At 39.7% G+C, this 13,414-nt stretch carries 15 protein-coding genes and 1 pseudogene; 8 read left to right on the forward strand and 8 right to left on the reverse strand.

Annotated features, from left to right (window positions below; all coding sequences use genetic code 11):
• Positions 1-122: 122 nt before the first annotated feature.
• Positions 123-848, forward strand: a complete 726-nt coding sequence (locus tag I6F45_RS16875; RefSeq protein ID WP_197119877.1) for a hypothetical protein — start codon at positions 123-125, stop codon at positions 846-848.
• A gap of 75 nt (positions 849-923) precedes the next feature.
• Here the strand turns inward: I6F45_RS16875 and I6F45_RS16880 are convergent, their stop codons facing one another.
• Complete coding sequence (locus tag I6F45_RS16880) at positions 924-1,244, reverse strand: chaperone modulator CbpM (protein ID WP_002959626.1); 321 nt, start codon at positions 1,242-1,244, stop codon at positions 924-926.
• The gene (locus I6F45_RS16885) at positions 1,244-2,212 is read right to left on the reverse strand and encodes a DnaJ C-terminal domain-containing protein (protein ID WP_007584935.1); all 969 of its coding nucleotides are present in this window, start codon (positions 2,210-2,212) and stop codon (positions 1,244-1,246) included. The genes I6F45_RS16880 and I6F45_RS16885 overlap by 1 nt, the downstream gene beginning before the upstream one ends.
• 231 nt (positions 2,213-2,443) lie before the next feature.
• Between I6F45_RS16885 and I6F45_RS16890 the strand changes: the two genes are divergently transcribed.
• The 3 genes from I6F45_RS16890 (at position 2,444) to I6F45_RS16900 (ending at position 5,172) form a co-directional block, all read left to right on the forward strand.
• On the forward strand, positions 2,444-3,097 hold the full coding sequence (locus I6F45_RS16890) for an endonuclease (RefSeq protein WP_197119876.1): 654 nt from the start codon (positions 2,444-2,446) through the stop codon (positions 3,095-3,097).
• Between the two features lie 99 nt (positions 3,098-3,196).
• Positions 3,197-4,801: a S41 family peptidase gene (locus tag I6F45_RS16895; RefSeq protein ID WP_197119875.1), complete on the forward strand. Its 1,605-nt coding sequence runs from the start codon at positions 3,197-3,199 to the stop codon at positions 4,799-4,801.
• The gene (locus tag I6F45_RS16900; protein ID WP_197119874.1) at positions 4,801-5,172 is read left to right on the forward strand and encodes a hypothetical protein; all 372 of its coding nucleotides are present in this window, start codon (positions 4,801-4,803) and stop codon (positions 5,170-5,172) included. Before I6F45_RS16895 ends, I6F45_RS16900 begins: the two co-directional genes overlap by 1 nt.
• A gap of 80 nt (positions 5,173-5,252) precedes the next feature.
• On the opposite strand, the gene hmpA is transcribed toward I6F45_RS16900, so the two are convergent.
• The 3 genes from hmpA to I6F45_RS16915 are packed head-to-tail and all read right to left on the reverse strand — an operon-like array spanning position 5,253 to position 7,956.
• Entirely contained in the window at positions 5,253-6,434 is a 1,182-nt protein-coding gene (hmpA, locus tag I6F45_RS16905; RefSeq protein ID WP_165729063.1) for an NO-inducible flavohemoprotein, read from the reverse strand.
• 20 nt (positions 6,435-6,454) lie between these two features.
• Complete coding sequence (locus I6F45_RS16910; protein ID WP_197119873.1) at positions 6,455-7,687, reverse strand: NnrS family protein; 1,233 nt, start codon at positions 7,685-7,687, stop codon at positions 6,455-6,457.
• Positions 7,687-7,956, reverse strand: a complete 270-nt coding sequence (locus I6F45_RS16915) for a hypothetical protein (RefSeq protein ID WP_165729061.1) — start codon at positions 7,954-7,956, stop codon at positions 7,687-7,689. Before I6F45_RS16915 ends, I6F45_RS16910 begins: the two co-directional genes overlap by 1 nt.
• Positions 7,957-8,116: 160 nt before the next feature.
• Between I6F45_RS16915 and norR the strand changes: the two genes are divergently transcribed.
• A complete protein-coding gene (norR, locus tag I6F45_RS16920; protein ID WP_165729060.1) occupies positions 8,117-9,673 on the forward strand; it encodes a nitric oxide reductase transcriptional regulator NorR in 1,557 nt (518 codons plus the stop codon).
• Positions 9,674-9,705: 32 nt separating this feature from the next.
• Here norR and I6F45_RS16925 read toward each other — a convergent pair whose 3' ends face one another.
• A complete protein-coding gene (locus tag I6F45_RS16925) occupies positions 9,706-10,605 on the reverse strand; it encodes a LysR family transcriptional regulator (protein ID WP_197161256.1) in 900 nt (299 codons plus the stop codon).
• A gap of 119 nt (positions 10,606-10,724) precedes the next feature.
• Between I6F45_RS16925 and I6F45_RS16930 the strand changes: the two genes are divergently transcribed.
• The gene (locus I6F45_RS16930) at positions 10,725-11,291 is read left to right on the forward strand and encodes an NADPH-dependent FMN reductase (protein ID WP_165729059.1); all 567 of its coding nucleotides are present in this window, start codon (positions 10,725-10,727) and stop codon (positions 11,289-11,291) included.
• Between the two features lie 21 nt (positions 11,292-11,312).
• Here I6F45_RS16930 and I6F45_RS16935 read toward each other — a convergent pair whose 3' ends face one another.
• Positions 11,313-11,753: a tellurite resistance TerB family protein gene (locus I6F45_RS16935; RefSeq protein WP_007584919.1), complete on the reverse strand. Its 441-nt coding sequence runs from the start codon at positions 11,751-11,753 to the stop codon at positions 11,313-11,315.
• A 99-nt stretch (positions 11,754-11,852) separates the two neighbouring features.
• Here I6F45_RS16935 and I6F45_RS16940 point away from each other — a divergent pair, with 99 nt between their 5' ends.
• Positions 11,853-12,233: a hypothetical protein gene (locus tag I6F45_RS16940; RefSeq protein ID WP_024591701.1), complete on the forward strand. Its 381-nt coding sequence runs from the start codon at positions 11,853-11,855 to the stop codon at positions 12,231-12,233.
• Positions 12,234-12,235: 2 nt separating this feature from the next.
• On the opposite strand, the gene I6F45_RS16945 is transcribed toward I6F45_RS16940, so the two are convergent.
• Positions 12,236-12,829: a hypothetical protein gene (locus tag I6F45_RS16945; protein WP_165729058.1), complete on the reverse strand. Its 594-nt coding sequence runs from the start codon at positions 12,827-12,829 to the stop codon at positions 12,236-12,238.
• Positions 12,830-12,974: 145 nt separating this feature from the next.
• Between I6F45_RS16945 and I6F45_RS16950 the strand changes: the two are divergent.
• A pseudogene (locus I6F45_RS16950) lies at positions 12,975-13,310 on the forward strand (sugar O-acetyltransferase); the annotation flags it as partial.
• Positions 13,311-13,414: the final 104 nt, after the last annotated feature.

Genomic DNA, 13,414 nt, shown 5'->3' on the forward strand with positions numbered 1-13,414 from the left:
AGTGTAATCTTTTTTATTTTTAAATGATTACAGTAAGCTATAGTTTAAACTGCGACAAAATGTCGCAGTAACTAATCCCATTAATGTAATAAACTAGCCTCTAAAAATAATAAGACTAAAACATGAATAAAAAAATATTTAAGTATGCTCGCAAGTTACATAAATGGCTCGGTTATTTGCTCACATTACAAATTTTAGCTTGGCTATTAGGCGGTTTAGTCATGAGCGCTATTCCTCTTGATAAAGTTCATGGGGAGCATCTTGCAACACGTACTCTTAATAACCCATTTACGCAGGCTGATTATATTGCCTCCCTTAACGATATTGCACCTCAGGTGGTTAATCCAACACAAATAATTTTTGAGAACTTTTTAACCACACCTATAATTACAGTAATAAATAAAGATGAACAGCAAAGCTTTAACGGTATAACAGGCCGGCCCTTTGAGCCGCCAACTAAAATACAAATTACCGCAAATGCTAAAGCACACTTACTTATTGATGCTCAAGTGACAAGCGCTGTACTGCTAAAGCAAGGTATGCGAGAAGTTGGATATAAAACCAATGTTTGGCAGGTACAATTTGACGACACATTTAACACAACACTGTATTTGTCAGAAAATAACGGCAAAGTTATCACCGTTCGCAGCACACTATGGCGAATTTTCGACTTTTTTTGGATGTTACATATTATGGATTACGATGAGCGAGAGGATTTTAATAATCCGCTGCTTATTAGTTTTGCAGCAACCAGCGTACTTTTTTGCCTAAGTGGAATATTACTACTTATGCAAAACATACGACTAAAACGATTTATCCGAATTAAAAGTAAGAATAAATCAAAGTAGTCATATTGGTTTTTAAGAACTAGCGCACTCTCACCAAAGAGTAAATAAGCCCTAGGAAATACCCAAGGGCAGATTTTATTCCAAGTGTTTAAATCGACTCAAATGTCGCTTTAACATTTCGTTTTCGAAAATCAACTCATCACGCTCATCCAGCAATTGTAAAACTAAAGCTATTGCCGACCAATCTAACGAAAAGTCATGTTGAATACGGGCCGCTTTTTTAACTAAGGTCACTGCAGATACCGTAAATTGCCACTGCGTAACGTGCTCCCCCTCAATTGGAACCGCAATATTGTGCTCAACTAGCTCATATAAAATTGCTTCGCTAATATCACTACTCAAACATAGCTCTTTGCTAGTAAGTAAATCATCTTTTTGTGTCACGATAATTTGCATTATGGCTTGCTCCAGTTATTACGGGGATCAAAGTGAGCTTTTTCCGCTAATTCTTCCCAAAGTTTTTTACTGGTATCATCAACAGATGTTGGATTAACAATTTTAAGCACAGCAAATAAATCACCTTTGGCTTTTTTACTCATTAATCCCTTACCTTTAATACGCAAGCGTTGACCAGACTGACTATTAGATGGAATAGTTAATTGGATTTTGCCTGCCAACGTAGGTAAATTTATTTTTGTACCAAGAGCCGCTTCCCATGGTGCAAGAGGGACGACTATATTTAGGTTATGACCTTCAACATCAAATAATGGGTGGGGCACTAAACTAATTTGTAAGTACAAATCGCCATTTTGCCCGTTCGCTGACCCTAATCCGCCTTGCCCTTTTAGTCGAATTCGTTCGCCATTTACTGAGCCTGCGGGAATTTTCACTTTAAGTGATTTTTTAATTTCAGAGACACGACCACTACTATCTCGCTGCGGTAACATAAACTCAACAGGCTTAACGGTATCAACTAAAGTCTCTTCAAGAAAAATCGGGAACTCTATTTCCACATCTTGTCCTTTTTGCGCGCGAGCGGCGTTACTTCTGCTCTGCCCGGAACGATTGAATCCACCGGCGCCGCCAAACATTGAATTAACAAAATCAGAAAACTCTTGATCGGTTTGAGGATCGCTTTGCTGATAATTACTTTGCGATGAGGCATTGTTACCACCATAATTACCTTGCTGTTGACGAGCACGATTTTGTTGATGACGACGTAACTCGTCGTATTTAGTGCGTTCTTCTTTGTTATGAATGACTTCGTAAGCTTCTGCTATTTCTTTAAACTTATCTTCTGCTTGAGGCTCTTTGCTTACATCTGGGTGATATTTTCTGGCTAACTTTTTATAAGCTACTTTAACCGCTTTATCGTCTGCATCAGGCGATATTCCAAGCACTGCATAATAATCAACAAATTTCATTTGCAATCCAAATCCCCATATTGAGTAAGCTTTAAGCATACTCCTTAACGTATAATCTTGTGTGGTTAAAATACGATAAATAGTAAGAAATAAATGAATAGTGAAAATAACTTTGAATAAAAAATTAATCGGACACTTTTTAGTAATATAAGTGCAGGCCTTAAGTTAACTTTATCTTTTATCTTCAAGGCTTTAAACTGCCTGTTCCTGTAGTTCACATTTGTGATGGATATGACTCGATTTATTCTGGCCTTACTGGCTTGTTGTGTGTGCGTTTCGGTATCAGCCGAACAATTTACCCGTTTTTCAACAGCTAAAAGACATTTAATTAAAACCCTCCCTGACAACGCCAAAAGTATTTACTGCGGTTGTGATATTAAAAAAGAAGGCAAAAAACTCGTTCCTGATCCTTCTAACTGTGGTTACATTCCTCGAAATACACTTACCCGCTCAGGCAAAGTAAATGTGCGAGCACTACGCATTGAGTGGGAACATATTGTTCCGGCGTGGGAATTTGGTCATCAGCTACAATGTTGGCAAGATGGCGGACGTAAAAACTGCCGTAAAGTAAGTGCTAAATTTAGAAAAATGGAAGCTGATATAAATAACTTAGCGCCAGCTATTGGCGAAATTAATGCCGATCGCTCTAATTATCGTTTTGGCATGCTTAGCGAAAACGCCACACAGTATGGTCGCTGCGAAGTAAAAGTAAACTTTAAGCAACGTGTAGTTGAACCGCCTGTCTATGCACGTAAACGTATAGCCGACACTTACGCTTACATGCAGAAAACATACGGTTTAAAAATCTCTGATAAACAGCAAAAGTTATTTAATGCGTGGAAAAAGCAAGCATTTGCAGATACAAGTAGTGCGAGCAAGCTCTAAGCTTTAACACTCATTTACATAAATCAAAGTTATAAATGTTGAATAAACGAGCGAGTGTTGTAATATTTTAAACAACTTATTTACAGAAAGTCCTTAACTATGTTTAAAAATAATAAAACCTCGCTTGCCATTTTTGCAGCACTTTCGGGCTTTGCTTTAACGGGTTGTGGCGGCGGAGGCGGTATCGACTCTGCTCCTGTAGTTACAACACCTGTTAGTAGCAGCCCAACATGGACAGCGGCGGTATTTGAGCCCTCTAACGATTTAAAAAACTTTTGCGAAACCCCTCGTACGGGTAACGATCCCTTTAATAACAACAACCCCTACCCAGATCAAGCGGGTTCTGCCCTTTATGAAAAGCTCTGGCTTCGCTCTTGGAGCGACGAAACCTACCTTTGGTATGATGAGATTGCCGATAACGACCCTGAAAGCTTTACAACAGTAGCCGATTACTTCGCTCAATTAAAAACAGAGCAGCTTACCGACTCAGGGGCAAAAAAAGATAACTTTCATTTTTCAGAACCTACTGAAGATTACTTTCAAGAAGCGCAATCGGGCGTTACTTCTGGTTACGGTATAAATTGGGCGTTTATTGGCGATACAGCCGACCGTATTTTACGCGTCGCTTATCTTGAAGATGATTCACCTGCAAGCCAAATAGGCTTTCAACGTGGTGATACTGTACTTTCAGTTGACGGTGTTAGCATTAATACCAATACAGAGTCGGGTGTAGATACGCTTAACGAAGGTTTATTTAGTCCTACTAACGGCGACTCACATACTATTGTTGTACGCAGTAACGATGGCGCCGAAAAAACATTTAATGTAACCGCTGGTAATATTGAACAAACACCTGTTCAAAATGTTAAAACGATTACAACCGCAAATGGTTCAAGCGTGGGTTACATGCAATTTAATAGCCATATAAGCATTGCCCAAGAAGGACTTATTGATGCGGTAAATAAGTTTAAAACCGATGGTATTGATGAGCTTGTAATCGACTTTAGATATAACGGTGGTGGTTTATTAGCACTGTCGGCACAATTAGCTTATATGGTTGCCGGTAATGCCAACGTTAACAACCGCTTTTATTATCAAACTCAACAAAACGATAAACAACCTGTTGATTCGCCTTTTCCATTTATTGATGAAGAAATAGATTACTCTACTTTTTTTAGCACAGGTGAAAACCTACCTGATTTAAACCTATCAAAGGTTTATGTATTAAGCACATCAGGCACCTGTTCGGCATCAGAAGCTTTTATTAATGGTTTAAAAGGTATAGACGCAGAAGTTATTTTAATTGGCGACACAACCTGCGGTAAGCCCTATGGCTTTACCCCAACTCATAACTGCGCAACAACCTATTACACTATTCAGTTTAGTGGCGTAAATAGCAAAGGATTTGGCGAATACGCTGCGGGTTTTACACCAACCCCTACTCCACAATTTGATGCTGATGTTCAAGGTTGTGAAATTGAGGACGACTTTGATCATCAGTTAGGCGACAGTGACGAGGCCGTTTTAGCCACCGCATTATTTCATGTTGAAAATGGCAGTTGTCCAGTTAGAACGGCTGCTGCAAAAGCAGAACCAGCTAATTTTTCAAGCTCTCGTGAATCTCTCATTCCTTTAAATATGCCGGTACAATTTACCCAGCGTAATATGGACTTAACTTGGCCAACGCTGGGTGAGGAAAGGTAATGGCTAAATTATTACTCCCATTAGCCACCTTGCTCGCTTTAGGCGGATGCCAAAGTGTAGATAATGAGCCTGCTAAACCCGCTATATTAACGAGCGTTAATCCCAGCGTTATTACAACACTACAACAGGCAATTCAACAAGCTAAGGGAGGCACATTAGTAACACTTGCCGATTCGGTATTTACTAAACGTAGCGAACTGCTAATTGATCATGCAATGAGTAAAGGGTCTGATGGCAGAGTAATTATGGGCGCGCATAATATAAAATCTGAGAAGTTTATTTTGCAACTACGTAATAACCAATGCGAGCTTTACTATCCTAAAAAAGAGCTTACTACAGTACTTGAAGGTGTTACCTGTAAAGAGTTATAAGGCACTTTATTAATGTTTATAAATTAATAAAAAAGGCGCGCAGCATATCGCTGCGCGCCTTTTTCTATTTTAAAGCGTTATTACAAGTCTTGATGCGGACCAAACACTTCATAATGAATCTGCTCGTTTTTAACACCTAATTCAAGTAACTGGTTTTTTATAAATGCCATAAAACCGGCAGGACCACATAAGTAAAAGTCACCATTACTCAATGGTAGCTGTGCTTGTACTGCGTTTAGGTTCATTAACCCAGTAAAGTCAGCGCCCTCTGTCGCTTGGTTAAACCACGTCATTGTTTGTAAACGGTTATAAACTGCATTTAACTCATTTAAATATTTTGAAAACGAATGCTGCTGAGTATTTTCGCAGGCATGTAAATACATAATCTCTTGATTAGAGTTGTCACTTAATAACGTTTCAAGCATAGCCAGCATTGGCGTTTGCCCAACACCTGCTGAAATGAGTACCGCTGGGTTTGTGTTATTGCGTAAAAAGAAGTCTCCTGCCGGCGGGTATAACTCAACAATAGTGCCTTGCTCTAATGAGTGTAAATAATTAGACACCATGCCAGGCTTTGGCTGTAGCTCTTTTTTAACACTAATACGGTAGTTTTTAGCGTTACTTTTTTGCGAAATAGAATACTGGCGAATTTCTTCATATTCAGCGCCCTCTGGCTTAACTTTAATACCTAAATACTGCCCTGGTTTATGTGTAATAACAGCTTCGCCATCAACTGGCGTAAGTGTAAAGCTCGTTACTAGTTCTGATTCAGCCTGTTTGTTGGTTATTTCAAATTGGCGAGTTCCCGCCCAACCACCGTGTTTATTTTTACTGTGCTCATACAAAGCAGCTTCTTCGGTTATACAAATATCAGCAAGTACGCCGTAAGCTTCGCGCCAAGCGTATTCAACATCGGGAGTAAATTGCTCAGGAATAAGCTCTTTTAAAGTACCAATTAAATGCGCACCTACAATAGGATAATGCTCAGGTAAAATATTCAAGCTTGTATGCTTATGATTAATACGTGTTAGCGCTTCTTTTAATACGGCTAAATTATCAATATTTTGTGCATACGCAGCCAATGCATTAAAAAGTGCAAATTGCTGACGACCTGTATCTTGATTCGCCATATTAAAAATATTTTTAAGCTCAGGATTATGGCTAAATAAACGCTTATAAAAATGATCGGTAACAACCGTACCCGCCTGCGCTAATAACGGAACTGTGCTTTTTACAATCTCAATGGTTTTATCAGATAACATATGTGTTTCCTATGGATGAACTAACCACGACGCCCATCAACACGACGCCGCGTTAATATAGGTGTGCAGTGAATTAAAAATAATGAAAAAGCCACTAACCACAGCAAAGCACTTATTTGCCAAGCAAGGTGAGGCCCAATAATAAAAGGGAGTAATGAACGAGTAATAGCGGCCACAAGCAAAAACGCAAAAGCAACAGCCATGTAATGAGGAATAGCGAGTGTCCGCCCTGTATGACCATGTGATACACGCGTCATCATTGCTAAAATCATCGTACCTATTGTGCCAATAGTGATTAAGTGCAGCGCATCTTTAAATTGTATTGCACTGCTATAAAAGCTAAATGCAACCATCATTAACCCTACGCCTAACGCTAAGTAGGATAAATGTAAAGACCATAACAACGGCACTCTCAATACCTTGCTATCCCACCAAAAACCTGCCCTGACCAGGTGAAGCGCAGCAACAGTTGCAACAACTAACGCAGGATTAATCGTGTTCAAAAACAACTTGTTGATGAAAAATAAAGTGATAGCCAAAATAGATAAATACATAACAGCTTTATCTATTTTAGGAGTGCGAACTTGTGCGGTTAAACCTAGACCTTTAGCGGTAAAAAATGGTAAAACGCGACCCGCAACAATGCCAACTAGTAAAGTAATGACCAGTACTGCGGTATCAACCACACCAAGTGCAAGCTGCATGTTTTTCTGTAAAATGAGTATTAAATACAATACATTGAGCCCACAAAGCACAGCCAAAATAGCTAAAAACGGATAGTTACTTTTGCTATTGGCTTTTAATAACATATTAGCCAACGCGGCTATGGCGCCTAACCACCAAATAACTTGTAATGTAAGTGCAGCATATAAATTAAAATGAGTAATATCAGGCAATATCACAAAAAAAGCTAAGCGCGCTGCAAGCCATATAAACGTAAGCCACATAAGGGCTTTGCCACTTATGCTCGGCATGCCTGTCCATGTTTGTGCAGCGGTAAGTAAAAAGCCAACAGCTACAACTCCTGCAAAGCCAAACAGCATTTCGTGCGCGTGCCATAATGTCGCAGGTATCGATAAGTGCCAACTTGCATGGCCTGTTAAAATAAGTAGCCAATACCCCACCGACAAAAATGCCAATAAGCCACCGCCTAAAAAGAAAGGTCTAAAAGCGAGCATCCATAATGGCCATTGAGATACTTGATGAATAGCAACGCGTGCTGGCATTGGCTCAGTTAAGTTTATAGGGCGCATTATCGTACCTCCTGCCCTAAACCATGTTGTGCAACACAGCGCAGTACGTAACTTACTTTTAAAATAGCAGCAATAACAATAGTGCCAATATGAGCTGATACTTGCACCGCCATGGAAAAGTACTCAGCAAACGGGTAGCTAATTAAAGTACTTGCCGTAATACACACTAAACTCACAGCCAATGCAGTATTGGCAGCAAATAATACTGTTTCGTATAGTGAACTAAACTGTGTTTGATTATTTAAATTATTCAGCATTAGTGTGTTCATAGCGATCTCTGTAACTAACTACGTTACTTAGCTATTACACATACTGTGCCAACAAATTTAATTAATTAAATTCAATAAGTTAAATTAAACCACTTTACAGTATGAGTCTTTATGACCTACTATAAATTAACTCATAAGAACACAAACAGGTCATTTTGACATGAACCAGCAATTCAACCTTACCCAAGTTGCTCTAGAGCTTGCTCAAAGTACACTACACGAGCATAGCTTTGATCAATTACTAGCAACGGTTGAGCGGGTGATTCCTAGTGATGCAAGTGCGTTATTAGTGCTTCAGGGTGAGCAATTAAAACCACTGGCAATTAAAGGATTAATGTCCGACAGTCTTGGCAGGCGATTTAAGATAGTAGAACACCCTCGTCTAGAAGCTATTTGCAAAAGCACACTCGCGCTACAATTTGCGCACGACTGCCCACTACCCGATCCATACGACGGATTGCTATTAGCTAAAACCGGCGACATACCGGTACATGCATGTTTAGGTTTACCTCTTTATGATAAAAACGCGCTACTTGGCGTACTTACGTTTGATAGCCTTAACGCCAATGCATTTAACAGCATAAGCGCTGATACACTCAATACTTTACAAACACTGTGTAGTGCGCACTTTAAAACAGCTTTAGAGCTTGCCCATTACAAACAGCATGCACAGCACTCAAGTGCATTAGTGCAAGAACTAAATCGTGAAGCGTTAACACGAGATGGCGGTGAAATTATTGGTCAAAGTCCGCTAATGCAAACACTTAAAAACGAAATTAAACTCGTTGCAGCATCTAACTTTAGCGTGCTTATATTAGGTGAAACAGGAGTAGGGAAAGAGCTTGTAGCGCGTAATATTCACTTAAATTCAGCTCGAAAAGATCAACCGCTTATTCACTTAAATTGTGCATCGCTTCCTGAGAACCTTGCTGAAAGTGAATTTTTTGGTCATGCGAAAGGGGCTTTTACAGGCGCACAAAATTCGCGCCAAGGTAAATTTCAATTAGCTGATGGCGGCACGTTATTTTTAGATGAAATAGGCGAACTGCCCCTGACCATGCAAAGTAAACTATTACGAGTGCTACAAAGTGGCGAAATACAAACGGTAGGAGAAGACACGCCAAAGTACGTAGATGTACGCGTAGTTGCCGCAACCAACAGAAATTTAAAAGAAGAAGTAGCTCAAGGTCGCTTTAGAGCCGATTTATACCATCGCCTCAGTGTCTACCCTATTACTGTGCCACCACTTAGTAAACGCGAGCACGACATAACACTCTTAGCTGGTTATTTTATTGAGCAAACAGCCCGTAAATTAGGGATAAAACAATTAAAACTAAGCCCTGAAGCGCAAGTACTGCTTAATCAGTACAACTGGCCAGGTAACGTTCGCGAGCTTGAACATGTTATTAGTCGCAGCGCCCTAAAAGCAAAACAAAGCCAATGGCAAAATCCAATAATAACCATTACAAGCGAGCACTGTGATTTAACCCCAAGTGCGCCACAAAACTCTCTAGTAGCAAGCCAAAGTACAACCAACACCTTAATCAACCAACCTTTAAAGCAAGCTGTAGAATCGTTGCAATACAACGTAATTACCGAGCAATTAAAGAAGCATAACTACAACTGGTCAGCAGCAGCAAGAGTACTTGAATTAGATAGAGCTAACTTAGTACGCTTGGCTAAACGCCTAGGCATAGAAGTAAAAAAAACACTATAATCATTTAAAACACAGCTAAAATGCTGCTAAAACTATTGATTAGCAGCTAACTTACTAAAGTGTGTTTTTAACAACCCTGCAAAAGCTTGTACTTTAGCAGTGCGATGTACTAGGTGATGCGTGACTAACCATACATCGGTAGGCCAGCTTAACTCACTGTGTAATATAGGTACTAAATCAGAATATTGCGCCGCTACGTCATGCTGTAATCCGCCAATGCCTAGCCCTTTAATTATTGCACGAGTCGCTTCTGCGGTTTCAGATACTCGCAGCTTAATTTGCGATGCAGGAATATGTTCATCAGCCCATGCAAAATAAGGCACGCGGGCATTAAAACCCGCCACACCCGATACAAAATTATGTTGTTGTAAATCACTTAATAATTTAGGCATCCCGTACTTATTAATGTAACGTTTATTAGCGTATAAACCCGATGATAACTGCGCTAAATGCTGAGCAATATAATCGCCTTCATCAGGCCTTGGGCCTGCACGAACTGCAATATGTGCTTGTCCGTGATCGAGCCTTAACCTTTTTTGTTCTAAAATAACTTCTAACTGCACTTGCGGATGTAATGCCTGAAATTGCTCACATACATCACCAAGTACATCCATAAAGCCACTTACCGTCGTTAGCAATAAACTCCCTCTAAGGGTGCTATCGGCTGCTGCTATATCGTTATGTATCTGCTCTAAGGAGCTATGGATAGTTTGTGCTGTTTCAAATAACTTGGTGCCAATTTCAGTAACCTTGTAACCACGAGCATGGCGATGAAAAAGGCGTGCATTTAAGTTTTTTTCAAGATTATTAATTCGCCTAAGTACTGTGCTGTGGTGCACATTAAGCTCTTCTGCTGCCGCCGTTAACGTGCCTAATCGTGCTACTTCAAACGCTACTTTAACGTCTTGCCAATCTTCAAATTTTATCGCCATTCTGCTTACCTTATACTTATGTGCATTTACGCACACAAGTGTTGCGTTTATTGGGGTTTTCTACAAGCAAAATTTTGCTACATTAGCGTTGTAAGTTTAAACACTAAAAGGTCACTAGCATGTCAGCACCAAAAATTATCGCCCTAGCAGGAAGTCTTCGACAAGAAAGCTTTAATCAAAAAATTATTAATGAGGCAGCACGTTTTGCTCTACAAACAGGTGCTGAAGTAGAAGTAATAAAACTAAACGAATTAAACATCCCACTATTTAACGAAGATATTGAAGCGCAAGGTACCCCAAGCGATGTACAGCTTTTAAAAGACAAACTACGTGCAGCTGACGGTATTTTACTAGCAAGCCCAGAGTACAACGGATCTATAACTGCAGCACTTAAAAATGCGATTGATTGGGCATCGCGCACGGAACAAGGTGCTGTTCCTGCTTTTCGCAATAAAGTAGTGGCGCTGTTTTCAGCATCACCAGGTGGACTTGGTGGGTTACGCGGTTTAAATCATGTACGTGATATATTAAGTGGTATTGGATCGTTAGTGCTTGCCGATCAACTTGCAGTACCCGCTGTACAGACATTGTTTGATGAAAATGGGCAAATTAATGAACCTGTTACTACAGAGCGAGTATCGGCGCTTGCTCATCAGTTAGTAAGCGTTGCAAGTAAGTTAAGGTAACTTGCACGCCTAAATAACTAATTACTTTGTCGCCGCGAGTTTTGCGGCGATAAAATCGGTATGCGTTACATATAAAAGCCCTGCTACTTTACGTATTACGTAGTCTTCTTGGGGATCTATTTCTCCATCGGCATACGCTAAGCGCCATAATAACTCTATTATTTCAATTCGCTGCGCCGCGCTGCAATGCTCATTAATCTGTTTTGAAAACTGAAAGTAATCTATCGAATCATCTAAGCTGCTTGCCGCGTTATTAGTAAGCTCATTAACCTCAATATCTGTTAAATTAAAATACTTTTTTAAGGTTACAGTCAGGGTTCGTTGTTCATCATGTTCAAGCTTGGTATCTGCACGCATAACTTCAATTAATAATGCAGCAACAGCTGTTTTTAAATCGTGCTCTTGCATACTTGGCTGCTGTTCATCGAATACAGCAAAAAGTTGTTTTATTTGTTTGAACATCACACTTTCCCTTTTTGGGTGTTAGACTAATACGTAAAGAAATCGACCTTATTACTCTTATTAATGGGTATAAAGTTCGCAAATTAAAGGATACATTTTATGAAAGGAATAAACGCACCACGCTTATTTATAGGCGCTACACTGGTGGCCCTTTCAAGTGCAAATACTGCACTTGCTGAAAAAGCCGAAACAGAGAAGCTCTACGACTTTGACAACAAAGTGCATTACTACCAAACAAAAATTGGCGAAGACAACTATAAAATAGAAATCCAGTCAGACGATTACAAACACTTTACCAATCAAAGTGTATTTTTATTACGCCATGCGGACCGTCTATGCCGCGGCAATACCTTTATGTTGAAAATACTTGAAGGCGTGCAAGAGTACGAGCGCTTTCCAACAAAACCACGTGCTTACCAACCAGATTTAAGTGTTTTACTACAATGCGAAACTAAAGAAGATACAAACAAGGGTAAGTAGCCTTAGTCTTTATAACCCCAAGGTGCTGATGGTGGAGTAATCGGTTTAGTTAAATCAAAATCCACCTTAAACTCACGTCCTTGGCGAATTAATCGATAAGTAAATACTTCTGGGTAAATATACATTTGCCATGTATTACCTACAGACTGTGCAATGCCTTCTTTCACGAATAACTCTTTAGAGTATTGGTCTGCTGGAAACGACTGCATTTGCGCGAACCCTGCATCAAGCGTATGGCCACCATACATAGTTGATGTGTCGTCTGTTCCGTCTTTATGACGATGATCGTGCTTTAAACTCAAGCCACTACCCGTTTTAGTTATGATCCACGTACGTGATGCATCGTCTCCTACATGAAACGGCACTTGTAACTCAGTCTCGCTACATTTACGTACATGCATAACCAGCTTTTTATCTGTAAATGAGCTTGGCCCTTTCGCGTTATCTACCGCTACTTCACCTTCAAAAGCTTTACCGCAATGCGCTGCAATACTATTAAAAAAGGCATTATGAGTAGGAATAGACACTAACGGTGCAGGGCGTGCAAAAGCTGTCGATGAAGCAACTATTAAGGTTGCTGCAGTTAATAATTTCATATGTTTCTCGTTATAGTTATTTTAAAACACCTGTAATAGTACAGTTTTCTTAAGTACTTTATTAGAAGTATCTATATAAAATTTAGAACAAGACAACTAGGTAAAACTACTAAATAGCGATTAACGACTAAATATCTCAGCCTTCATTAACAATCCTACTTTTATAAATATTAATTACACACCTCAACTAGCCACTGGCCAATTATTTAATCACCATTTGTGATGCCTGCTTAATTGGCCCGAACGTTCAGCTTTTAGCTGTGTCACATGCTACTAATCCAGCAAAAAGGCTTAGTAAGAAAACTTTGCAGCGCCTATCGCGTTAGCCAATAACGCATGGGTTGGCACAGGTGTAATTATTTTAGAGGGTGTGAGTATTGGTGAAAACAGTATTGTGGGTGCGGGTGCTGTCGTTACTAAAAATGTAATGCCTAATACCGCAGTAGCGGATAATCCAGATCGTGAAATAAGAACACTGTAGTTATTCTCGATGTGATTTTAACGTTGGGAGTCGCTTCGCTCGCCCGACCTACGTGATGGGTATTGGATGAGAGTGCATTAATTGCACGTATTTTACTTTTCTGC

Source organism: Pseudoalteromonas sp. SWYJZ19 (genome assembly GCF_015864375.1).
GTDB lineage: Bacteria > Pseudomonadota > Gammaproteobacteria > Enterobacterales > Alteromonadaceae > Pseudoalteromonas > Pseudoalteromonas arctica.